The 22,709-nt window shown below is 48.4% G+C and carries 20 protein-coding genes; 17 read left to right on the forward strand and 3 right to left on the reverse strand.

What is annotated here, in order from left to right; all coding sequences use genetic code 11:
* The first annotated feature begins 90 nt into the window (after positions 1–90).
* Together ACX9NY_RS25000 and ACX9NY_RS25005 are read left to right on the forward strand one after the other, a co-directional pair.
* Positions 91–285: a tautomerase family protein gene (locus tag ACX9NY_RS25000; RefSeq protein ID WP_253441854.1), complete on the forward strand. Its 195-nt coding sequence runs from the start codon at positions 91–93 to the stop codon at positions 283–285.
* A gap of 44 nt (positions 286–329) precedes the next feature.
* On the forward strand, positions 330–1,364 hold the full coding sequence (locus tag ACX9NY_RS25005; protein ID WP_339238656.1) for an NADH:flavin oxidoreductase/NADH oxidase: 1,035 nt from the start codon (positions 330–332) through the stop codon (positions 1,362–1,364).
* A gap of 277 nt (positions 1,365–1,641) precedes the next feature.
* Here the strand turns inward: ACX9NY_RS25005 and ACX9NY_RS25010 are convergent, their stop codons facing one another.
* Entirely contained in the window at positions 1,642–2,409 is a 768-nt protein-coding gene (locus tag ACX9NY_RS25010; RefSeq protein ID WP_472475705.1) for a class I SAM-dependent methyltransferase, read from the reverse strand.
* Between the two features lie 263 nt (positions 2,410–2,672).
* On the opposite strand from ACX9NY_RS25010, the gene ACX9NY_RS25015 reads away from it, so the two are divergent.
* The 9 genes from ACX9NY_RS25015 (at position 2,673) to ACX9NY_RS25055 (ending at position 14,833) form a co-directional block, all read left to right on the forward strand.
* Positions 2,673–3,092 carry an SRPBCC family protein gene (locus ACX9NY_RS25015; protein ID WP_445252766.1) on the forward strand — a complete coding sequence of 140 codons (420 nt, stop codon included), beginning with the start codon at positions 2,673–2,675 and terminating at the stop codon, positions 3,090–3,092.
* A 288-nt stretch (positions 3,093–3,380) separates the two neighbouring features.
* Positions 3,381–6,476: an ATP-binding protein gene (locus tag ACX9NY_RS25020; RefSeq protein ID WP_472475707.1), complete on the forward strand. Its 3,096-nt coding sequence runs from the start codon at positions 3,381–3,383 to the stop codon at positions 6,474–6,476.
* Positions 6,477–6,737: 261 nt separating this feature from the next.
* The gene (locus ACX9NY_RS25025) at positions 6,738–7,901 is read left to right on the forward strand and encodes a response regulator (protein ID WP_339257896.1); all 1,164 of its coding nucleotides are present in this window, start codon (positions 6,738–6,740) and stop codon (positions 7,899–7,901) included.
* A 26-nt stretch (positions 7,902–7,927) separates the two neighbouring features.
* Positions 7,928–9,274: a cryptochrome/photolyase family protein gene (locus ACX9NY_RS25030; RefSeq protein ID WP_472475709.1), complete on the forward strand. Its 1,347-nt coding sequence runs from the start codon at positions 7,928–7,930 to the stop codon at positions 9,272–9,274.
* Between the two features lie 279 nt (positions 9,275–9,553).
* Complete coding sequence (locus tag ACX9NY_RS25035) at positions 9,554–10,729, forward strand: acyltransferase (protein ID WP_339238651.1); 1,176 nt, start codon at positions 9,554–9,556, stop codon at positions 10,727–10,729.
* A gap of 186 nt (positions 10,730–10,915) precedes the next feature.
* Positions 10,916–11,065, forward strand: a complete 150-nt coding sequence (locus tag ACX9NY_RS25040) for a hypothetical protein (protein ID WP_210109379.1) — start codon at positions 10,916–10,918, stop codon at positions 11,063–11,065.
* A gap of 44 nt (positions 11,066–11,109) precedes the next feature.
* Positions 11,110–12,753: an HNH endonuclease gene (locus ACX9NY_RS25045; RefSeq protein ID WP_472475711.1), complete on the forward strand. Its 1,644-nt coding sequence runs from the start codon at positions 11,110–11,112 to the stop codon at positions 12,751–12,753.
* A gap of 270 nt (positions 12,754–13,023) precedes the next feature.
* Positions 13,024–13,683, forward strand: a complete 660-nt coding sequence (locus tag ACX9NY_RS25050) for a TVP38/TMEM64 family protein (RefSeq protein ID WP_472475713.1) — start codon at positions 13,024–13,026, stop codon at positions 13,681–13,683.
* Positions 13,684–13,753: 70 nt separating this feature from the next.
* On the forward strand, positions 13,754–14,833 hold the full coding sequence (locus ACX9NY_RS25055) for a DUF1835 domain-containing protein (RefSeq protein ID WP_472475715.1): 1,080 nt from the start codon (positions 13,754–13,756) through the stop codon (positions 14,831–14,833).
* 286 nt (positions 14,834–15,119) lie between these two features.
* Here ACX9NY_RS25055 and ACX9NY_RS25060 read toward each other — a convergent pair whose 3' ends face one another.
* Entirely contained in the window at positions 15,120–15,638 is a 519-nt protein-coding gene (locus ACX9NY_RS25060) for a cupin domain-containing protein (protein WP_472475717.1), read from the reverse strand.
* A gap of 152 nt (positions 15,639–15,790) precedes the next feature.
* Between ACX9NY_RS25060 and ACX9NY_RS25065 the strand changes: the two genes are divergently transcribed.
* Complete coding sequence (locus ACX9NY_RS25065) at positions 15,791–16,792, forward strand: NAD-dependent epimerase/dehydratase family protein (RefSeq protein ID WP_339238645.1); 1,002 nt, start codon at positions 15,791–15,793, stop codon at positions 16,790–16,792.
* A 164-nt stretch (positions 16,793–16,956) separates the two neighbouring features.
* Here ACX9NY_RS25065 and ACX9NY_RS25070 read toward each other — a convergent pair whose 3' ends face one another.
* Entirely contained in the window at positions 16,957–17,130 is a 174-nt protein-coding gene (locus tag ACX9NY_RS25070; RefSeq protein ID WP_091012520.1) for a CsbD family protein, read from the reverse strand.
* A gap of 687 nt (positions 17,131–17,817) precedes the next feature.
* On the opposite strand from ACX9NY_RS25070, the gene ACX9NY_RS25075 reads away from it, so the two are divergent.
* The 5 genes from ACX9NY_RS25075 (at position 17,818) to ACX9NY_RS25095 (ending at position 22,573) form a co-directional block, all read left to right on the forward strand.
* Positions 17,818–18,264 (forward strand): DUF1641 domain-containing protein, encoded by a 447-nt coding sequence (locus tag ACX9NY_RS25075; protein WP_017691658.1) that lies wholly within the window; start codon positions 17,818–17,820, stop codon positions 18,262–18,264.
* 24 nt (positions 18,265–18,288) lie between these two features.
* Positions 18,289–19,470, forward strand: coding sequence for an NAD(P)/FAD-dependent oxidoreductase (locus ACX9NY_RS25080; protein ID WP_036606574.1), 1,182 nt, complete (start codon positions 18,289–18,291; stop codon positions 19,468–19,470).
* A gap of 274 nt (positions 19,471–19,744) precedes the next feature.
* Entirely contained in the window at positions 19,745–20,389 is a 645-nt protein-coding gene (locus ACX9NY_RS25085; protein ID WP_472475720.1) for an SDR family oxidoreductase, read from the forward strand.
* Between the two features lie 55 nt (positions 20,390–20,444).
* Positions 20,445–21,200, forward strand: coding sequence for a response regulator transcription factor (locus ACX9NY_RS25090; RefSeq protein WP_472475722.1), 756 nt, complete (start codon positions 20,445–20,447; stop codon positions 21,198–21,200).
* Positions 21,197–22,573, forward strand: a complete 1,377-nt coding sequence (locus ACX9NY_RS25095; protein ID WP_339257891.1) for a sensor histidine kinase — start codon at positions 21,197–21,199, stop codon at positions 22,571–22,573. The genes ACX9NY_RS25090 and ACX9NY_RS25095 overlap by 4 nt, the downstream gene beginning before the upstream one ends.
* The last annotated feature ends 136 nt before the right edge of the window (positions 22,574–22,709 follow it).

A 22,709-nucleotide genomic window follows, 5' to 3' on the forward strand; every position in this document is an offset into this window, starting at 1 on the left:
AAAAAGGGTACTAGGTCACAAAAATGTACGTACTTGTATTTCTATAACTGAGGTTCATAATGAATGATGAAGAAAGGATGGGTTCTAGACATGCCATTTATCACGGTTAAGGTACTGGAAGGCAAGTCGGTCGAGCAAAAACGTCAGTTGATTGAACGTATGACTCAGGTGGCTTGTGAGACACTGGATGTTGATCCGAGCAAAGTCTTTATCTTCATTGAGGATTTGGAGAAGGACAATTACGGCAAGAATGGTAAACTGTTTTCGGATTTAGACAATAAGTAAGGCTTCATATATATCATGATCAAGGAACAGGAGATGCAGCAACAATGACTGAGCAATTATTTTCGCCTTATCAATTCAAAAGCTTGCAATTGAATAACCGTGTCGTTATGGCACCGATGTGCCAATATTCTGTCACTGCGAAGGATGGCATTCCAAACGATTGGCACCAGGTCCACTATGTAAGCCGTGCGGTTGGCGGTACTGGACTCATCGTGATTGAGATGACCGATGTCGATCCGGATGGACGTATTACCGATAATGACTTGGGTATATGGTCAGATGAGCATGTACCTGCCTTCACCAAACTGGTAGAGGGAATCCATGCCTACGGCTCCAAAGTCGCCATTCAGATTGCACATGCGGGACGAAAAGCAGAGGATGCACCGCAGCCGGTTGCCCCATCGGTAGTTACATTCCCGGGAGAAAACTACAAGGAGCCACGTGCGTTAAGTACGGAAGAGGTAGAAGCCATGGTGCAGAAGTTCGCAGATGGTGTTCGCCGCGCAGTACAGGCTGGAGTGGATACCATAGAGCTTCACGGTGCACACGGATACCTGATCCACCAATTCCATTCCCCGCTGATGAATCATCGTGAGGATGTATATGGGCAGGATCTCTCCCGTTTCGGCGTTGAGGTCATTCGGGCAGTGAAAAAAGAAATGCCCGCAGATATGCCGCTGATTATGCGGATTTCGGCTGTAGAATACGCGGATGGTGGATACGACATCGACCATACGATCAACATCGCCCGTGCCTACCAGGATGCAGGCGTGGACATGTTCCATATCAGTTCAGGTGGCGAAGGACCTTCGGGACAGCGAAAACCGGGGAACTATCCGGGGTATCAGGTACCCTTTGCCCGTCGCTTCCGTGAAGAATTGAACGTTCCTGTCATCGCAGTGGGTATGCTGGAGGATGCAGCATTGGCTCAGGCAGTGATTGGAAACGGCGATGCGGACCTGGTTGCCGTAGGAAGAGGCATGTTGCGTGATCCGTATTGGGCAAACCATGCCGCTCTGGAACTGGGTGTCAGCAAGGATCAAGCTGCCATTGCAGAGCAATATTCTCGTGGATACTAATTTGCACTAAATTTATATTTACACTTGCCACTCCGATGACAGAATAACTTTCCGAGCGCTGTTATCCTCAGATTTTTTGATTTACTTTTACAAAGGTGAAAAACTGAGGATAAAGGCGAACGCGTTGCTTCTTCAGGCTATTTCTGCCCTCTGCGTTCTCGTGTAAATGTTCATTGCAAATCCTATATAGTAAAAAAATTAGGCCGCAGCATGGTTAAACCTTATGCTGTGGCCTAATTTTCTATAGTGAGATTCATGTAGACTAATTTACTGATTACTACACTCTTCGAGTTGCTTCATAGACGAATTTTTGATTCGACTGTGTAGGTGGCTGATCCGGGTTAAAGTCAGCGTATACTTTAATATCAGAGAAACCAATAAGTTCAAGAATCAGGCGTAACTCTTCTACGCCGTACCCACGCAGAGTGAGTTGTTGCATCTCTGTAGCGACAAGTTGGCCCTGATGCCATTGTTCGTAGCGAATCAGACTTCGTTTATATTGGTGTAGAAGGTTTACTTCAATGGTTGTGACTTCTACTGTGATCGTATCCCCATCGGGTAATGGAACGGTTGAAGTTTCAATTGAAGAGGGCTGTGTTACATCGGGTAGAAACAGATCAAACACAAGTCTGCCGCCAGGTTCCAAATGTTGAAATAGACTACGCAATGCGTTAATCGATGCCTCTCTGTCTTGAATGAGGAGCAGGGAACCTCCAGGGATGATAATGGTTTCGTATCGATAGGGAAGGTCTAGCTTCTCCAGATCGGCAACAAACAGCTCGGGCATAGGTAGTGCACGCTCGGTGCAACGAGAACGACAAGAGTCAATCATATCGGTTGAATAATCAAGTCCATCCACCTTCAAGCCTGCTTCAAGCAAAGGAATGAGCATCCGGCCTGAACCAGACATGGCTTCAAGAATTCGTCCTTTGCAGCCTTGAAGATAGTGGCGATAAAATTCAATATCTCCTCCCAAGGAGTGTCCCACTGGCTTGGTTAGATCATAAACGGTGGTGCATAATGGACCGTAATAACTGAATGACATGGTATAGGTATCCCCCACATTTCAATATATAATATCGAGACTGTAGAAGGGCTGGAATGGAATTATCCCTTCCGGCAACGGTTGGAATTGGATTTTTCAGAGCAGACTATCATAGGAATCACGCACCTTATATGTAGTATATTCCAATTATGGGGTGAGAGCAGAATAGAGGTCAATACTTTTCTTGGCCGTTATATGAATCCATTTGACATGAATCTTAAAATCTCAAACAATGAATTAATATATCCAAGGAGGCGATACGAGTGGAATCATCATCAAGTGCATTACCGGATATCCGGCAGGAGCTTGTGCTCCAAGCACCTGTAAAGAAGGTATGGGAGATGGTCTCAACCGCGCAAGGATTGGAGGCCTGGTTCATGCCAGGCAATCTGGAACCTGTGGAAGGGCATGAATTTATATTGGAAGCAGGCCCTTTCGGTCAGTCACCATGTCAGGTAACGGAGGTTCTGCCGCTGCACAAGCTGTCATTTCGCTGGGGTAAGGACTGGACGTTGACGTTCCAACTGAATGAACAGCCAGAAGGTACGGATTTCACACTGATTCACAGCGGTTGGGATGCGGATAAACTAACTGAGTTTGGACAGGCACATGCGATGGTGCGGGAACGTATGGAACAGGGATGGGCCGGAATCGTTCAGAAGCTTGCCCAAGTGGTTAAATAATCAGTGAGATTCGATTCAGATTCATAAAAGATCATCATCTAAGTTTATTCATTCCATCAACCCCAGGACCTCTAGCCCGTTCATTCGGGTGAACAGCGGCCTGGGGTTCGTTGCTGTACCAAACCAAGATTCGGCGGAAAGAGACAGGAAACCTTCAAATTATAAGGAAGTTACCGATTATGATACGGAAACTATTTCAGTGAGCACTAGAAACGTTTAAAATGATGAATAGGAATAAAACGACAAAATTAGACGTCTCTCGCCCTTGTGGATGGAAGGAATATATAGATGAGAAAACACTGGATTATGCTGACCCTAAGTTTCATATGCATTGTCATTTTTCCGCTGGGCTGGATTGCCCAGACGTTAATTAGCGAGCAGGGTAACCCCCAAGCTATGGATGGGAAAATTGATCTGACCCAATGGGACTTTGATCGCAAGGGTGCAGCGCCTTTAAAGGGAGTTTGGGATTTCTACCCTGGGCAGTTACTGAGCCCGGCAGATATTGAAGCGAGTGTATCTGGACGCAAGCCATTGCCGGCTTCGTCTGGCACTCAGGTTCCGGCCCGATGGAACAAATCTCTCGGACAAGCACATGGGTATGGAACCTATCATGTGCAAGTACAGCTTACACCCCGAACGACCAAAAACGATTATGGCATACGCACGAAGAATATACGTATGGCTCACCGGGTATTTATTGATGGCAAAGAGATTGGCGGGAATGGACTGCCAGGAAAGACCCCGGCGACAGATGTACAATTAAACCTGCCCTTTACAGGGTTCACCTCCATTGAAGGCAACACGGCTGACATTATCATTCAGGTATCAAACTATAGTTATTCTTCCGGGGGCATTGTAGCGCCCATCTTGTTTGGAGACGAGCATAGTATTCTGAAAAGCCAGCAGCAGGATTGGCTCAAGGATCTGATGACCTTATTCGGTTTTATCTTGCCAGCCGCCTTTTTCCTACTTCTGTTCAGATTGCGGCGTACGGAGAAGGAACTTCGTTTCCTCGGATTGTTCAGCCTTTCCGGTGCGTTATACGCTCTGACCCATGGAGAGAAGTTACTGGGGACGTTTGTACCGTTTCTGACCAACAATGAGATGCTTCGAATTCAACTCCTTAGTTCAGCCTTTGCCTATTACTTTTTGCTTCGGTATATGGATGCCCGGGTGCCAGGAGCAGTTCATCAGTGGTTTGTACGTCTGGCTGTCGTGCTACTCGTTACGCAGACCATTGTCGGTCTTACGCTCCCACCAGCTCTATTCTCGATGCTTGAGCTTCCCATGTTGCTGATCTCGCTTGTTGTCATGCTCTACACGCTGCGAGCCATGTTCTATTGGTTAAAAGGACGGCCGAATGATAGTCACTTTGCACTGGTGAGCATGATGAGCATACTCATGGTTGTTGTGTTGCATACAATTGGTGCGTTCACTACCCTAGACACAGCGTTCTTAGCGCTGATTGAACTTTTATTATTTGTATTTGCCCAGATGATTGTGACCGCAATCCGCTTCGCCCAATCATTCCGCGACGTGGAAGCCCTGTCGGAGCGTTTGCTTGCCATCGACAGCCTCAAGGACGAGTTCATGGCGAATACGTCTCATGAGTTGCGAACTCCCCTGCATGGCATCATTAATATTGCACAATCGATGCTGGAAGGTGCGGCCGGAGCAGTCACACCCAAGCAAGCCAAAAATCTGTCCATGATTACTTCAACCGGCAAGCGACTTTCACTGTTGGTTAACGACATTTTGGATTTTTCCAAATTAAAAAATAGTGAGATTGAGTTGAAACGGGTAGCTGTAGATCTGGAATCCGTTGCTCGTACTGTAGTTGAAGTCTCGGGGTTCACGTTTGAGGACAAGCCGGTTATATTGATTCAGCAATGGCCCCAGTCGTTGCCGCTTGTTGAGGCAGACGAAGACCGTCTCCGGCAGGTTTTGTATAACCTGCTGGGCAACGCCTATAAATATACTGAGCAGGGTGAGATTCGGTTGTATGCCAGTGTTGAAAGGGATTGGGTGAAGGTATCCGTTGCCGATACGGGGGTAGGCATCGCCCTGGACAAACAAGAAGATATTTTCCGGGCGTATGAGCAGAGTAACGGAACCGTGGAACGGGTGAATAATGGAACCGGACTCGGTCTGAGTATTACACGGAAACTTGTCGAGCTTGGCGGAGGTAAGATCTGGGTTGAATCGGAGCCGGGACAAGGTTCGACCTTTCATTTCACCCTGCCTGTTATGAAATTGCCGCTGCTGCAATCTCATACGAAACCCGCTGCCGCACGATATGTTGCTGCACAAGGGGCGGGGGCGAAGGAGATTGTGACGAGAGAGTCAGATGAGCCGGAAGATCTTGTGGAAGGAGAGCATACCATTCTGATTGTAGACGATGATCCCGTCAATCGACAGGTCTTGCTTAACCTGTTATCGACGGAGCGGTATCGTGTGATTGCAGCGGACAGCGGGTCCACTGCATTGAAACTCCGTGATGAATTTCCGTCCATTGATCTGGTTATTACGGACTGGATGATGCCCAAAATGTCCGGGCTTGAGTTATGTCGCAAGCTGCGCGAGCACAGTTCCTTGTCTGAGTTGCCGATTCTGATGCTGACCGCCCGAGGGTTGCCTGAAGATATCAAACACGGATTTCAGGCGGGAGCCAATGACTTTCTGAGCAAACCGGTGGATGCCGGTGAATTGCGAGCCAGAGTTCGGACGTTAATTGAAATGCGGAGTTCGGTGCAGGAAGCTATCCGGACCGAAATGGCCTTTTTGCAGGCCCAGATCAAGCCTCACTTTCTATATAATGCACTCAATGTCATTATCGCGACCTGTGCAGTGAATCCGGACAAAGCAACCGATCTGCTGATTGAACTCAGTCATTACCTGCGTGGAAGCTTTGACTTCCAGAACAGGGAGCAGCTTGTTCCTTTGACCAAAGAGCTGGAATTGGTGGAATCGTATGTGCATCTGGAACAGGCCAGATTCGAGGAAAGACTGGTGGTTGAATATGAGGTGGAGCCGGATGTGCAGCTCTATTTGCCACCTCTCAGCATCCAGCCACTTGTGGAGAATGCCATTCGACACGGCGTGATGGAGCGGGCAGCCGGCGGGACAGTTCATCTTAGGATTTTCAAAGAGAGTGAGCATGTGGTCGTGCAGGTCCAGGATGATGGTGTGGGTATCCCTCCCGAGCGTATGGCTCAGGTCAAGTCTGGGAAAACCGAAGGTCCTGGAGGTGTCGGGCTGCAAAATATAAACCGCCGCCTGATGTCTCTCTATGGTCAGGGACTGGAGATTCATAGCCATGTGGGTAAAGGCACACAGATCCGGTTCCGCATCCCTGTGCAAAAGGTGGATTATACCAAATAGTGTGCCGAGTTAAGCATTTATGGTTAACAGACTAGGGAGGGGCTGAAAACTCCGAAGGAAGCAGATTTTGCCGAATTTTCGTTCCAAGCCAGGAAATTTTACGCAGGCGTGTCGGGGCACGTCAAGGGAAAGTGACGCAGCAGGGGGTGAAAAGGCGGTAAAAGATGCACTTCAGCGAGTTTTGAGACACGACCTAATAAGCGGATGCCGATAGAATCGGCATTCTAATTGAATCTTTCATGGCAGGAGGCTGAAAGAACGGTGAGAGCCATTGTGATCGATGATGAGAAGCCAGCGCAGCTCCATCTGGAGCGCTTACTACGGACAGACGGACGGATTACATCCGTGCAATGTTTTTCAACAGCTCGTGATGGTCTTCATTTTCTGGCAAAGGAACGTGTAGATGTTGTGTTTTTGGACATTGGAATGCCGGAAATGAATGGCCTGGAAGCGGCTGAATATATACAGCAATTGGATCAGAGTATTCGTATCATCTTTGTGACGGCTTATGCGGATCATGCGGTTGAGGCATTTGAGCTGCATGCACTGGATTATGTGCTTAAGCCGGTAAGCTCCGCACGATTGGCCAAAACCATTGATCGGATCGCGGGCATAATGTCGTATCATTCCCAGGTTGCAGCTAGCGCCGAGGTACAGGCATCGGAACCTGTCTCTGTGGAGCTGGATACCGAGGTTCCGGGGCTGCTAACGTTCAAACATCTGGACATCTATAAAAGCCTAGAACAGGGTGCCGAGAAACATAAGTGGCGTACAACCAAAGCGCAGGAACTATTTGCTTTTTTGTTTCATCACAGGGAAGAGTGGGTAAGCAAGGAGATTCTGCTTGATCAGCTATGGGGTGATGTTTCCCAGGAAAAAGGTCTAACACATCTACATACCTCCGTGTACCAGATTCGAAAGCTTTTTAAGGAATGGAATATGACAGGCAAGCTGGAGTACAATATGAACCGCTATCGTCTGTTATCAGGCAACCTGGTAAGTGATGTGGATCAATTTGAGAAAGCCATGGTCTACAACGCCATCACATCAGACAATATCGATGATCTGAGACATATGATTCCACTCTATCGTGCCGATTATCTGGAAGAGCATGATTATCGTTGGGCACAGGCCAAAGCAAGGGAACTCAGACGCAAGTATACAGGGCTGGTTATGGACATCGCGAGATGGGATATGGAGCATGGTCGTGGCAAGGAAGCAATTGAGCAATTAACGTTATTGCAGGAACGGGAGCCTTATTTGGAAGAAGTCTGCCGACTCATGATGGAAGTGTATGCATCTATGGATGATCAGCAAGGCATACTTCGTTTATATCATTCATTTACATTGACATTAAGTGAGGATCTGGGGCATCAGCCGGAGCCGGAGACAAGCCGGTTATATCAGAATCTGACGGATAAATAAACGAAGTTCAGACAGGAGGGTGAGGCATGAAGCTATTCATACACCGCAAAGATCTGCGTACGGATGATCTGGCGGCATTTGATTATTTGCGGGAACACGAAGAAGAGAGTGTGCATGTTCTCATCTATGATCCATTTCTCCTGCGGCAAGGCCGAGAGAAGGAACACAGCGGTGTGAATTTTAGACAGCATGCAGCGGCATTAGGCAGGCAGTATCTTGAAGCCAAACGAAAACTGCATGTTGCTTATGGCAAACCGGCTGAAGTGGTTGATTTTATCCTGAACGAATTCAAAGGCGAGATCGATGAGATTGTCGTCCATCGGGACATGACGCCATATGCAATTGAGCGGGATAGGGCCATACGCAAAGTCAGTGAGGCATACGAGGTTCCCTTTACGCAACTGACGGATCATCTGCTGATGGATCTGAATGGATTCGCGAATTTCACGGGCAAGTCGGAGCCTTATAAGGTATTTGCGGCTTTTCATCGGCGGTGGGTGGAATTCATGAATGAACATCCCAATCCTCCTTCGGCAACAACGGTTGCCGAGTTGAAGGTGAGCGATCGTCCGATTGAATGGCCGGATGCGATGATGGTTCCTTCAGAGTTGCTGGAGGGCAGTGGTTCGAATGACGAGGACCCGCATCTCCTGCTGGATCAATTCTTATCGGATCGAATTGCTGAATATGGGGATCATCGGGATGAATATGAGGCTTACGAGCCGAGTCATCTCAGTTCGTATGTAGCGGTTGGAGCCGTGTCGATCCGCAAAATGTACGATGCCGCGAATCGCACGGCGGAAGCTGGAGAGTGGATCAGACAGCTGTGCTTCCGCGACTTTTATCTGTATCGGGCGGTCTATGAGAGTCACTATTTTACATATGAAAAGGTGTATGATCTCTCGTCACTCCATGATGATCATTTTGAACGGTGGTGCAGGGCAGATACGGGCATTCCAATTATTGATGCAGCCATGACGGAACTGAATAAAACCGGGCATATGCCGAACCGGCTACGGATTCTCACGGCGATGTTTCTCACCAAAAACCTGCAATGTCCGTTTACCTTGGGTGAAGCCTATTTCAGGCGCAAGCTGAGTGATTATGACAACATTCAGAACCGGGGTAACTGGCTATGGTGTGCCTCGCTTGGGGAGAATGCTGCTCCGTATTTTCGGGTGAACAACCCGGTAACGCAATCCGAGAAATATGATCCGCAAGGCGATTATATTCGTAAGTGGTTGCCTGAATTGAAAGACTTGCACAGCAAAGACATCCATCAGCCGCGCAAGGATGCCATTGTGGATCTCAAGGCATCGAGACAGGCAGCAATTGAGGTGTACAAACAGATTTTGGCGAGTCGTGGGAAGTAGACTCGGGCAGGGCGAGTTCAGTGTCTAACCAGATTTACCATTCTCATCCGGACGAACCAACAATAATTTGGTTGAAAGCAGGATGTTCGAAAGACCGCGTACTCGCGGTCTTTTTTACATATATAGACATGAAAATAGTGTGAAATGTGATGAAAATTTAGGGATTATTAAGAAATTGGACTACCCTTCTTAAGCAATATGGCTTTTAATAGATAGAGAGCTTTAATGTATTAAGTCATATCTGACATATTGACGAACATATGAAGGAGAAACGTGAACATGAGTGAAACACTGAAAAGAGAGCGAATTCCAGAGCTGAATCTGGTACGCGCCATGGCAATTATCGGCGTACTATGCGTGCATTCCACGTCTTATGCAACGGTGGACATGACGGGCTCAGGCTACTACTGGCTGTACAACTTTATTAATATTTTTATGAAATATGGTACGCCAACCTTTATTTTCATGAGCAGTTTCGTACTGTTCTATAACTATTATTCCCGTCCGCTGGATAAGAAACTCGTAAGTAATTTTTACAAGAAAAGATTCGTGTATATATTGCTTCCGTATTTCCTGTTCTCATTGATGTATTTTGTTATTCTGCACTTCACGCACTATCAGGGTCGACCGTTCGGCGAAACGGCTGTAAGCTTCATAACGAAATTGTTTACGGGGAAAGCATATACGCATCTGTACTTTGTATTCATTAACATGCAATTTTATCTGTTATTCCCATTGGTGTTATGGCTGCTCAAGAAGTATCCTTCTGTGGTGAAATGGTCTGTACCAATTGGTCTATTGATTCAATGGGCATTCATCGTAAGTAATAAATATGGATTCCAGGTACCCAACAAGGGAAGCTGGGCGTTCTCGTATTTTTCCTATTTCATGCTTGGTGCTTTTATCGGGGTGTATTTCCCTAAAATCAAGCAATGGTTCGTCATCAGTCGGGCCAATGCAACCAAAGGGCGCGTAGCTTCATGGATTCTGCTCTGGGCGGTCTGGATCATTGCCGGACTTGGCCATGTGTATATCTATTATCTGCTGCGTCTGAAGATCGCAACGTATAACACACTATGGTATGAATTCTTCTGGAATGTTCATACTTTCGCCTGTGCCCTGGTCCTGATCCAGGTCGCTTATCTGCTCTATCGCAAAGGGCCATCACTGATCGTGAAGCCGCTAAACCGGCTTGGAGCTCTGTCGTTTGGGATCTATCTGATTCATCCCTTCTTCCTGCTGGTGTATCGTGAATTTCCACCGCAAACAGGAGTCTCCTGGTTAGTGCATCTGTGGTATGCCGGAGGATTCGGGGTAGCGCTGATCGCTTCGTGGATTGTCGTTGGATTGACGGCAAGGTTCGTTCCCTATGCTTGGGTCATCTTTGGCAATCTGCCGAAACCGAAACCGCGACTGGTACCTCAACAGAACTCGGGCCAACTGGACGTTCGTTAATATGTATTTCCAACACAGGAATAATAAACCGTTTCTTGGTCGACCTTAGGGGAGAACAAGGAACGGTTTTTTTTATCTATACGATAATCTGGATTATGGGGAACGAGTGTTTCTTTTTCATGGTTGAGGGGTAATCATATGGCGGAACGTTAATACATTATAGATAACAGGGTTAAGGTGAATAACATGACAACATGCGAAAAATGCGGGAGACCGATGCAGGATATATTGGAATATGTGGAACACATTCTTCACGAATGTAATGAACAGGCACAGGAGTACAACTCGAAAGATTATCAGGCCTATGGCCATGAGGGTGTTCACGAGCAGATGTGATACAATAGAAAGAAACCGGATTCATACGGAACCGAGGTGACAACATGGAGACGGGTCCAGCCCCTTTCCGGCAAGGAAAGACGGAACAAGAAGCGCGACTGAGCAAAACGTGTATGTATTGCGGACAACAGCGGGTGATGTCCGAATTCCGGCGCAGAACCGGAAAGCGGGCAGGTCCCGGAGCCAGGCGGGGAGCCTGCCGCAGCTGTCGTCAGCTCGGTGGACAGGCTGAACATGGTACTCGTTCAATCGGGCATACAGGTGAACAGATAGAGCGTCAACGGGATGGCATGGTCGCCCGAGCTGCGGTTACGGACAGATCATCTGTCTCTGCGAAAAATGAAGCAGGTCAGATCGCTCATGGTATGGAGCGGGGATCTATTATGTCAACTGAGCCGGATCGAAGTCGAGTGCCTGAGCCCACATTGGACTCGACATCTTCGGATGACGATGAACAAGCTGACTTGGTGATTTCCTCCCCCCCTTCTTCAGGAATTCGGAAGAAGCGGAGAAGACGGAGGAAGAGCAAGCCAGACGGAATGCAAGGTAATACGCAGAAAGAGGCTAGTCTGGAGCATGATGGTTTGGCGGGTGAGGCAGCAACTGATCTGGCTAAGCCACAGCCAGGCGAGCGCTGGCGTGGGGAAATGCATTCGCAGGACCCTGCTGCTGCGAATGCAAAGGGCACTGCACAGCGGGCTGGTGCGCGAGCAGCCGCTGCAGTGCAGGCCGCCGAACAGACTGCGGCGGCCCACCAAGCTCTGCTGCCTGCTGAGCCGCAAGGCCCGGCAGCAGAGCCCATGGCTGCGGATCAACCGACCGCAGCCAAACGCAAGCGCAAGCGCCGCCGCAAGCGTGCTGGCGCGCTCGCGCCCGGCGCAGGGCAGGCCCGCAGCATCGCTGCTGAGGCCCATGCGCCGACACTGAGCGACCGTGGCGATGCAACCACGGTCGCTGCACCGACGGCGGCGGAGGCACAGCCTGCCGCCACCGGGCGTGAGCCTGGGCAAGCACCGGGGGCTGCTGCGGAGGCAGGGCCTCCTGCGCCCGTGCGCCAGCCTGGCTCGCCAGGGACCAAGCCGCGCCAGGCGCGCAAGGAGCGTGCGCCTAAGGCGAACGGCGAAGACGCTGCCCGCGGTGCATCCGGGCAGCGGCCCGCGCATGCCAGCCGTAGTCACGGGGCTGGCACGGATGGCCGTCCTCGCCGCCAGACGCCGGCGGCTCCGGCAGCCATCGATCCGGAAGATCCGGCTTCGCTCCGGACCAACCGGCAAGGCATGGTACGGATGCGCGGCAAAACGGACAAAGGACGTCGCTGGCATCAGGAAGTGGACATGGAACTTGCGGTCACCCTGGTCAAGGAAAAAGCTGCTGTGGTGGTCAATCGGTACACGATTCGCCGATTGTTCAGCAACAAGGATTTCAAGCGGTATATTCTGACGCGGGATCACTATACCTGTTACTTCTGTGGATCGTACGGGGATACAATCGACCATCTGCTGCCGCGTGCCAAAGGTGGACATACCACCCCGCTTAACTGTGTCTGCGCTTGCAATCTCTGCAACCAGTCCAAAGCGGCAATGGATGCTGAAGAGTTCATGCGTTCCGGGATTCCTGAATGGAATGCTGCCCATCAGGCAGAGTTGATTGAACTCGCAATGCAGGAAGCACAGCTGGAAGAAGGATGATATACTCCCGAAGATAACATCGGGTTTTAATATGAAGAGCACACCAAGACCACTAGAGGGTCGAGGTGTGCTTTTTGGATTTCATTTTGATTTCGGTGGGACGTCAGTTCACTGTGCGATAATTTCTTCAAATTGACAACGTTGTTCATGGAAGATGTACGTTATACTTGGAGTGAGTTGTGAAAGAAGCTTCATCATTCACTTGAATGATGAAAGGTATAGTGAGCATCAAACCTAAGAATGTAGATTGTATAGATTGGATGGATGCTAATGACCCCAGCAGCATTGGATATTATGTCATATATTACGGAAGAAAATATTCGTTTCTGGCTGGAGAAGTTTCGCTCTTTCGGCCCGTTACCGGGAATATTGCTTACGTTTATGAAATCATTTGTGCCGCCACTTCCAACGTTGTTGATTGTGGGCGTGAACGGTGCGGTATACGGTCTGTGGGCAGGGTTCTTATATTCATGGATCGGCATGATTCTCGGTTGCACCGTGACATTTCTGATCGTACGGGAGATCGGGAAATCTGCCTTTGTGGAACGGTGGGCACGCAAACCTCGTGTGCAACGCAGCATGGTGTGGATTCGGAGGAACGCGTTCGGGTATGTCTTTCTGCTCAGTATCTTCCCGGTGGGTCCGTTCGTCATTATTAATGTGGCGGCAGGGATCGCGCGAATGCGGTTATTATCCTTCCTGCTTGCGATGGGCTGTGGTAAAGCGATCATGATCTTCTCTGTGACGTATATCGGTTCCAATGTGGAACAATTTCTGGAGCACCCTGCACGCTGGGTGGGCGTATTGTTGTTCATTGCGGTTTCCTTGTGGGCAAGCCGCAAACTGGAGCGACACTTTACCCGGTCATCGTCAGATGGTGAAGAGTTGAGTGATCTGAATCAACCAACTGGAAAGTCAATCTCCTCATAAACAAAAGGAATATCAGTGTTCAGATATTTAATCTCTGTCAATATTGACGTTAGCTTGAAGGAGGATCAGCATGATTGATGATATCTTTGCTTTCAGTCGAGTGTTGAATCGCATGAATGAGAATGACCTTCGTTCAGCTCTGCGTGTGCTTTATATGAAATCAGCACAGGTGGTCAAGCGGCAGGAGGAGCAAGGTGAAAAGGTGGATTTTGCCGATGCGGTACAGTCTCTGTTTCGGAATATGGAACCCCCTTTTGATCTGGAATTGCTGGAACAACAAGCTCTGGCTGAGACCGACAAGCTAAATGAAATCCATATTACGTTTGGAGAATCACCTCTGAGTAGTCTGAAAATGGGAATGAGCACTTTACCTAATCAGGAAAAGCGGAGCTTTTTCTCTATGGATGATGATTATGCTGTGGGCCCGTTAGGTGATCTGACTCATCGTGCAGAACTGCAGCGCAGGCATCTCTGGCTGACCGAACGAATGTGTCTCAGTGACCGCGAGGCTTATGCCATGCATGAACTTGAATCATTAATTGAGCTTAACTCCACAATGCAGTCTCTTGATTCCAAAACGTCAATCATCATCTGGTATTCGAATAATGCACGTGAGAAGACGGGACTGCTCTATGCGATGCATTTATTACGCGACAGTAAGAGTCCTATATATCTGATCGAAACGAGCGGCTTATATCAGCAATTATTTAATACACCTGACGTTCAATATGATGTGCTCCACACAGGCGAGATTCTTCCTGAGAAGCTTCTGGCGATGTGGCACGTCTGCTCTGAGCAAGAGCCGCTGTCCAAGCAAGAACACCTGCAACTGGAACAGGATTGGCTGGAACTATCGGTACAGCCCGGACTATTGCGTATGATGGAGAATGGCGGGATTCGAAGTCTGCCTGAAGATGCGTTGGACGAGTACATTATGCAGAAGGTAAGGGAACTGACACCGAACTGGGAGCCAGGCAAGTATATCCGAGCAGCTCGTATTGTGGGCGAAGTGATTGGGACGAGCAGCCAGCATATAGGTGATGCGTTCGTGGAGTACCGTCTACGACAACTGGTGCTGCAAGGTCAGCTTGAGATGGATGGAAAGCCACTTGCAATGAGGTATTACAGTGTTCGGCTTGCCGAACGCTGAAAGGGCCTAAGGCTGAAACGTACAGATAGAAAACAAGCTACGTGATCGAAAAGGTTGAAATAAGACGAAGACCTGAGCGTTTCCTTCCTCATACAAGAAGATAATCACAAAGTATCTCGAATTCCAGCTTTTTAGAATTCCCACTTAAATAGACCGTTCTCCGGTGAGCAACTCCTACATGTCCGGGGAACAGTCTATTTGTTTTTCGTGAAGTGCTGAACCAGCATCGTCTGAACATTGTCCAATACCTTTCCAATACCATTCATTTTTATGATCTTCATTCGTATTATGGCTTCTTCCCACTCCAAATTTCCATTAGAGGACCATCCTGCCCATAGACCGGATCGGTATCCGGAATCGGAACCTCTTGGATTTCCTGAAGAGCCTTGGCGCGATCGTTTTCTTCACCTGTACGTGTGTTGTAACTCATACCGCCTGGGTAGGCACCCGCAATACGAAAGTCGGCGCTGGCCTCCAGTCGTTTATGTCCTGTCCCGGCAGGAAGCACAACAACGTCACCTGTTTGAAGATAAACTTTCTGCCCATGTTCTCCGCCTAGAATCAGTTTCACGAATCCACTCACCACCGCAAGAGCTTCATGAGCATTACTATGATAATGATGATAATTGAACACACCATTCAACCAGCTATTTCCCCATCCATGACGGTTCAGCAACGATTCTGCATGAAGAGCCTCTTCAACCCATACGTTTTTATACAAAAGCACAGGCAGGGTCGGATGATTGGGAATCACACCGTTATTCTGAAAATATAACGTCTCTACATTCTTTTTCCAATCACTCATCTCATATCACCTCATGATAAATTACCCGATATCCGCAAGGACGAACAAAAAACAATTGTAAAATGATACAAAATGTATCATTTTAAGGTTATACTCAGTACATAGACTCTCTTCAATGCACTCGTTGTATAAATCGCAAGGGGGAATCGTGTGTGAACATTGTGATTACAGGGGCTTCTGGATTTGTAGGATTCAATCTGTCACAGTATTTGGCGCAAAAGGGACATCGAATTACCCTTCTGGATCGGGATGATTATTGTCAGAGGCTCGTTCACGTCTCTCCTCTGCACGAGATGCCGTTCATCTGTTGTGACCTTGCATCGGACCGGATTCATCTGCCTTCTGGAACAGATTACATTATTCATCTGGCAGCCATGCCTCACGTGGATTATTCTTATCACCAACCCGGGGAAGTCTTCCGCAATAATACACTCAGCACCCAAGCTATTTTACAGTATGCTACCGAACATCACATCCCTGTCTTGCTGGCATCATCTGTTGAAGTGTATGGCGGCGATTGGGGCAGGGTCTATCATGAATCAGATCCGTATGCGCCGGTCTCTCCTTATTCTGCGTCCAAAGTCGCCTGTGAAATGCTTGCTCATTCCTACGCTCAATGTTACCAGCTTCCAGTCAAACTCTTTCGTTTGACCAACCTCTATGGTCCGTGGCAATTGCCAGACCGTATTATTCCTCGCAACTTCGGTCGGATGCTGGACGGACTTCCTCTGGATATTCAGGGATCGGCAGTGCGTGATTTCTTGTATGTAGATGATGCCCTCCGGGCCATTGAACAGATCATGCTAAAAGGCAAAGACGGACAGGTATATAATATATCGACAGGGCTTGGAACAACCATGCAGGAGATCGGGGATATATTGAAACCGATGGATCGATCCGTAGCTGCTGTAGAGATTCGGGAGCAAGAGCCAACCCAGTCCAGAGGGTCCAGTCTGGTCGTACATTCAGGTAGATTACGGGCGGAATTGGGATGGTTACCTCAAACCACATTGGAAAAGGGACTGGAAAAAACCTTCCGCTGGTATCAGGAACATCCTGAATGGGTCAGACAATTCAGCCGTGAATATCATACAACAAGGGAAACGCGCAGTTTCATTATTGATATGGCAAGATACACAGTTCCAGCCGTATAAAATGCACAAAAAAAGCCAGGGAAGGGTGTATTGAGTAACACCTTCCTTGGCTTTTTTGCGCCTCCGTCTCATCTTCCGTTTTCTCCGAAAAGGGACGGTTAGGCTATTTTACTTCGATCTATTGCACGAAATCTTCGTGCTTCTTGACCTCACATCAAAAGGATCTAGTGATCTTTTTTAATGTCGGCAATTTTATCCTGTACAGCACCTTTGGCTTTGTCTTTTTTACCCTCAGCCTGAAGGGATCTGTTATTGGTTGCATTACCGATCTGATCCTTCACTTCGCCTTTGGCCTTGTTTACGCCTGCTTTGATTTTATCGCCAGTTGAATTACTCATATCGAACATCTCCTTCGTTGTCTGGTGTAGTCCTTATTAACCGGGATGCCAGCATTCTAAACGCCAAAGGTTTGACCCAAGTTTTGCATTCGCAGTCGAAGAGGTTCATACTTGAGCTAGAAAAGATATCTCCACGATGGAATAAGGCTGAGCTCAACGCTGCATAATAACGACAGTGACCAATTTCGTTGCGCGAAATGATTGGATTTGGAAAACAATTCCTGTAAATATTCAGCAAACCAATCCTTCCTTGTGTACATATCGCACATCTGGTCATATGTGATCTTGTCTTAATACCACATGTGGTAGGAAAGCGGATCTTGGACAGGAGGATTGGCGGCCTTGGCTTGCCTGAACGGGTTGACAAAAAAATCGATTTTGTTACAATGTTCACAATATCTTCACAAGTGTAAAAAATTTCTTTTTCATGTTCATGTGTAAGAGGTGTAATATAAGGGTATAGAGTTCGGTTTCGGCCTGCTTGTCGTTTTGTGCGTCAACACATGTTGTCCGCAATAGATCCAAGATACAATGCATGATGTGGAAGTAGCCATGAGCTACGCTCATCCTATTGTGTGAAATTTGGTACATTTAGATGTATTCGATGTATTTTGTGGTTCGGCTCTGCTTGACAGGCATCATGAAAGTCGCGGACTTCTATCCCAAAGTAAAGGAGGACTTTCTCTTATGTCACAATCGCCTACTCAACAAGAGGTGCCAGTTACAGAAGGTGCCAACGTTTCCGAGCGCCAGTCCTTGGACGTTCTGGATCAACTGATGAAGCCTGAGGTACAGGAGTCTTTAACCGTTCTGGTGGAGAACCTGCCTAAATTGGCTGAAATGGTTACTGCTATGACGAAAGCTTATGACTTTGCACAAAGTGTAGCAACAGACAAAGTTCTGATCAGCGACACAATGAGCGCAATGGGCGAGTTCGCTAAGCCTGTTGTAGACAAAGCTAAAGGTGTAGCTTCTGCTGCCATCGAAGCCAATGACCGTGCGCAAACAGAGCAAACTTCAGTTGGCTTGTTCGCTATGCTGAAAATGCTCAAAGATCCAAACGTACAACAATCGCTTCGTTTTGCTCAATCTTTCCTGAGCATCCTGAACGAGCGTCAACAACCGAAACGTTAAGACTTAGAAGAACGGAGGATGGATATGTCGAAGCAAATTTTGATCTTGGGTGGAGGATACGGCGGTCTGTTGACTGCATTGACTGCACGTCAATACTTGTCTCCGGAAGAAGCGACAATTACTGTCGTTAACCGTTACCCTACACACCAAATTATCACGGAACTGCACCGTCTTGCAGCGGGAAGCATTGCTGAACAAGCTGTTGCTCTTCCACTTGAAAAATTGCTGCGTGGCAAAAACGTGAACTTGAAAATCGATACGGTGGATACAATCAAGCCGGACGAAAAGAAAGTTCTGATGACTAGCGGCTCCACATACTCTTACGATGCACTTGTCGTTGCTCTGGGCAGCGAAACGGCATTCTTCGGAATTCCGGGATTGCAAGAGTACAGCTTCACGCTCAAATCGGTTAGCGATGCAAACCGTATTCGTGCACACGTTGAAGCTCGTCTTGATGCTTACAAACAGTCCGGCAACAAAGCAGACGCTACGTTTGTTATTGGTGGCGGCGGCTTGACAGGTATTGAGCTTGTTGGCGAATTCGCTGACCTGCTCCCTGCAGTATGTCAAGAAAAAGGGATCGATTTCAAAGAAGTATCCCTGTACACGGTTGAAGCAGGTCCTTCCATCCTGGCAGGTTTCCCGCCAGAGCTGGTTGAGCGTGCGAAATCAAGTCTTGAGAAACGTGGCGTTAACTTCATCGTTGGCGTAGCGATTACCGAGATGAAAGAAAATGAAGTTCTGCTGAAAGACGGCAGCTCCATCCCTACGAATACACTCGTATGGACAGGTGGCGTACAAGGCAACGCTGTTGTTGCTAACAGCGGAATTGAAGTGGACCGTGGCCGTGCGAAAGTTACGGAAGTTCTGCAATCCACTTCTCACAAAGACGTGTTTGTTGCTGGTGACAGCGCAGTGGTCTTCCCAAGCGAAGGCGCTCGCCCTTACCCTCCAACAGCACAATTGGCTTGGCAAATGGGTGAGACTATTGGTCACAACTTGGGCGTTATGTTCAAAGGTGGCGCAATGGAATCCTTCACACCAGTATTCTCCGGTACGCTGGGAAGTCTGGGTCGTAAAGATGCTGTCGGCATGATCGGTGGCAACCAGACTCGTCTGAAAGGTCTGCCTGCAACCATGATGAAAGAAGCAAGTAACATCCGTTACTTGGCTCATATTCACGGTTTGTTCGCACTGGCTTACTAATCTTAAATGCTATTCAAGGGCGCCCTTTTGGGCGTCCTTTTTGGTTGTCAGTAGATGGTCGATGTGAGATTGCGTATAAACCACATATGGAATATGGCATATTAATGGGACAACGGAAAAATTCACATTTCAGAGATGTACTTAACGAATATGAACCTGGAAGCCGGCGCTTAGAAGCGTCGGCTTTCGTTTAAATATTAGATGAGCATCTATATATATTTAAGGAACGGATGGCTGCAACAAGTGTTCCGTTTACCGAGAGGAGAAATGACGTATGAACGTTTTAGTTATAGGAGCAAATGGGCAAATCGGCAAGTTTGTGGTAGAGCAGCTGGCACAGGAAGGCAAACATAAGGTAACGGCCATGATCCGCAAACCGGAGCAGGCGGACGCATTGAAGAAACTCGGTGCCGATGTGGTGATCGGGGATCTGGAGGGCAGTGTAGAGGACTTGGCTGAAGCCATGAAGGATCATAATGCCATAGTGTTTACAGCAGGCTCTGGCGGATCTACGGGTCAGGACAAAACTCTGTTGATAGATCTCGATGGAGCAGTGAAAACGATGGAAGCGGCAGAGCAGCAAGGCATCTCCAGATATATTCTGGTCAGTGCATATGGTGCGGATCAACGGGAGAAATGGTCAGAGTCCATCAAGCCTTATTACGTGGCGAAACACTATGCGGATCGTGCCTTGTTTGCAAGTGATCTGAATTACACCATTATCCGCCCGGGCGGTCTGAAGAATGTACCAGGCACAGGCAAGATTGCTGTAGGAACTGATCTTGAACCCGGTAGTATTCCGCGTGAAGATGTGGCCCGCGTCATCGTGGCTTCTTTGCAGGAAGAGAAGACATACCGGATGGCCTTTGATCTGATTGCCGGGGAGCATCAGATTGATGATGCCTTGGGCAAACTGTAAAAGGTATTGTAAGATAACGGGAGAATGAAATGATGGGAATGAGGGGGAGCGCTGCATGAACGAAGCCGTGCTGGTCATAGAAGATGAGCCCAAAATAGCACGTCTGCTTGAACTGGAATTACAGTATGAGGGATATCAGGTAGGCAAGGCGGGGAGTGGAACAGAAGGACTGGAGAAGTATGGGGAAGGTCAGTGGGATCTGATTCTGCTTGATGTGATGCTGCCTGGCCTGAGTGGAATTGAAGTGTTGCGCAGAATTCGGGCCAAAGATGCTACAGTTCCGATTATTATGCTCACCGCCAAAGATTCCGTGGAAGATAAGGTATCTGGCCTGGATCTCGGAGCCAATGACTACATCACCAAGCCGTTCCAGGTTGAAGAGCTGCTTGCCAGAGTTCGGGCCGCATTGCGTCTTGGGGCAGTGGCATCGGTTGTTTCTTCCGCTTCTTCGTCTACACCTGCTGATACAGGCAATGACTCGCCTGGACATAAGCTTGAAGCTGATGCAGGCTGGTTGACGGCTGCCGGGTTGAAACTGAATGAAGGAACGCGAGAGGTATCCCGAGATGGTGTGGCCATTGAGCTTACTCCACGTGAGTTCGACTTGCTCGTGTATCTGCTGCAGAATCAACGTCAGGTGCTCAGTCGTGATCAGATTGTGCAGGCTGTGTGGGGGTACGATTATTATGGAGACACCAATGTGGTGGATGTGTACATCCGTTATGTGCGCAAAAAGGTGGATAACGGATTCACACCGCCCTTAATACATACGGTACGGGGCGTAGGTTACGTCCTGAAGGAACAGTCATGAGCCTGCGCAGTAAAATCTACGGATATTCGTCTGTATTATTTGCTGTGCTGTTAATCGCGGTGAACCTGTCGGTCTATATCGTGTTTGAACGAATGTCGATTGATAACGAGGTTAATCGGGTGGAAGCGGAAGCAGAGTCTATTGTCAAAGGAGTGCGTCAGTCTGCCGGCTCCATTCCGCCGGACGACTTGCTGCGGGCCTACGCGCCTGTGAACGGCATGCTTCGGATCGTTAATGAAGACGGCACCAGTTCTCCGGTGACGACAACATCAGCTTCCGAGCAGCTGAGCAAGCTGCCCTATAAGTATGAAAGTGAGAAGAAATCGGAGTATACCCAAGTGGAACAGGTTGGTTATGTGTGGGTTTCCGTTCCGGTCATCTGGCCTGATGGTGAGGTGGTGAATGTACAGGTCACCGAGAGCATTGCAGAGACGGAGAATCGTCTGTCTGTACTGCGTACCGTGCTGGTGGCTGTCACGATTATTGCCCTGATTCCGGCCATTATCTCCAGCCGAATCCTCGCGAACCGGATGACCAGACCGATTCAGCAGATGACACGTACGATGAGTGACATTCAGTCCAGCGGACAATTCAAACGTCTTCCTCTGGAGGAAGGATCGAAGGATGAATTGAAAACGATGGGACAGACGTTCAACCGGATGATGGACCTGCTCGAATCCAACTTTGAGCGGCAGGAGCGATTCGTATCGGATGCATCTCATGAACTCAAAACGCCGCTGACCATTATTGAGAGCTATGCCAGTCTGCTTCAGCGGCGAGGAAAAGAGCGACCTGAGGTGTTCGATGAAGCTGTAGAAGCGATCCTGTCCGAATCGGTTCGCATGCGGGAGATGACCGAGCAACTGTTACTGCTTGCGAAGCAGCCGGAGCAGTGGAATGTACAGTTGGAGCGAGTGGATATCACGAGACTTGCGATGGATTCTACACGAGCTTTTCGCGAAGCCTACCACCGGGAAGTCCGTTGTGTCGATCCAGGTCCAATCTGGGCAATCAGCGATGAGAGCAAGCTGAAGCAACTGTTGTTTATTTTGCTGGATAATGCCCGGAAGTATAGTGAAGATTCCATTGAAGTCAGGCTTGAAGCCAAGGGGCAGGAGTGCCAAATTCGAATCGTGGATACCGGGATTGGTATGCGGGAGGACGAGCTGGAGAAGGTATTTGACCGATTCTACCGGGTTGATCCGGCCAGAACACGCAGCCTGGGTGCAAGCGGTTCGGGTCTGGGATTATCGCTAGCCAAAGAACTGGCAGGTGCAGTGGGAGCCCGGATTGAATTGAGCAGTACCGAGGGTGAAGGCACCGAAGCTTCAATTATTTTGCCTTTATCGGTTCAGAACGGGCCGCTCTCATGAAATTCTCATTCTTCTCTTATATACTATATAAACTGAACTAAAGATTGTTCACACTGACACTACGATGACAGAACAACCTTCAAATCGCTGTTATCCCCAGATTTTTTGGATTCTCTTTTGCTCAAAGGGGAAAATC

The sequence above is a fragment of the Paenibacillus sp. CB74 genome, assembly GCF_055687625.1.

What these genes read in the sequence shown, in the direction of transcription:
- ACX9NY_RS25020 (WP_472475707.1), top strand. Translation starts at nt 3,381, where the DNA reads ATGAGAAAACACTGGATTATGCTGACCCTAAGTTTCATATGCATTGTC.
- ACX9NY_RS25055 (WP_472475715.1), top strand. Translation starts at nt 13,754, where the DNA reads ATGATTGATGATATCTTTGCTTTCAGTCGAGTGTTGAATCGCATGAAT.
- ACX9NY_RS25045 (WP_472475711.1), top strand. Translation starts at nt 11,110, where the DNA reads ATGGAGACGGGTCCAGCCCCTTTCCGGCAAGGAAAGACGGAACAAGAA.
- ACX9NY_RS25005 (WP_339238656.1), top strand. Translation starts at nt 330, where the DNA reads ATGACTGAGCAATTATTTTCGCCTTATCAATTCAAAAGCTTGCAATTG.
- ACX9NY_RS25070 (WP_091012520.1), bottom strand. Translation starts at nt 17,130, where the DNA reads ATGAGTAATTCAACTGGCGATAAAATCAAAGCAGGCGTAAACAAGGCC.
- ACX9NY_RS25080 (WP_036606574.1), top strand. Translation starts at nt 18,289, where the DNA reads ATGTCGAAGCAAATTTTGATCTTGGGTGGAGGATACGGCGGTCTGTTG.
- ACX9NY_RS25000 (WP_253441854.1), top strand. Translation starts at nt 91, where the DNA reads ATGCCATTTATCACGGTTAAGGTACTGGAAGGCAAGTCGGTCGAGCAA.
- ACX9NY_RS25010 (WP_472475705.1), bottom strand. Translation starts at nt 2,409, where the DNA reads ATGTCATTCAGTTATTACGGTCCATTATGCACCACCGTTTATGATCTA.
- ACX9NY_RS25095 (WP_339257891.1), top strand. Translation starts at nt 21,197, where the DNA reads ATGAGCCTGCGCAGTAAAATCTACGGATATTCGTCTGTATTATTTGCT.
- ACX9NY_RS25030 (WP_472475709.1), top strand. Translation starts at nt 7,928, where the DNA reads ATGAAGCTATTCATACACCGCAAAGATCTGCGTACGGATGATCTGGCG.
- ACX9NY_RS25075 (WP_017691658.1), top strand. Translation starts at nt 17,818, where the DNA reads ATGTCACAATCGCCTACTCAACAAGAGGTGCCAGTTACAGAAGGTGCC.
- ACX9NY_RS25040 (WP_210109379.1), top strand. Translation starts at nt 10,916, where the DNA reads ATGACAACATGCGAAAAATGCGGGAGACCGATGCAGGATATATTGGAA.
- ACX9NY_RS25035 (WP_339238651.1), top strand. Translation starts at nt 9,554, where the DNA reads ATGAGTGAAACACTGAAAAGAGAGCGAATTCCAGAGCTGAATCTGGTA.
- ACX9NY_RS25090 (WP_472475722.1), top strand. Translation starts at nt 20,445, where the DNA reads ATGAACGAAGCCGTGCTGGTCATAGAAGATGAGCCCAAAATAGCACGT.
- ACX9NY_RS25060 (WP_472475717.1), bottom strand. Translation starts at nt 15,638, where the DNA reads ATGAGTGATTGGAAAAAGAATGTAGAGACGTTATATTTTCAGAATAAC.
- ACX9NY_RS25050 (WP_472475713.1), top strand. Translation starts at nt 13,024, where the DNA reads ATGACCCCAGCAGCATTGGATATTATGTCATATATTACGGAAGAAAAT.
- ACX9NY_RS25085 (WP_472475720.1), top strand. Translation starts at nt 19,745, where the DNA reads ATGAACGTTTTAGTTATAGGAGCAAATGGGCAAATCGGCAAGTTTGTG.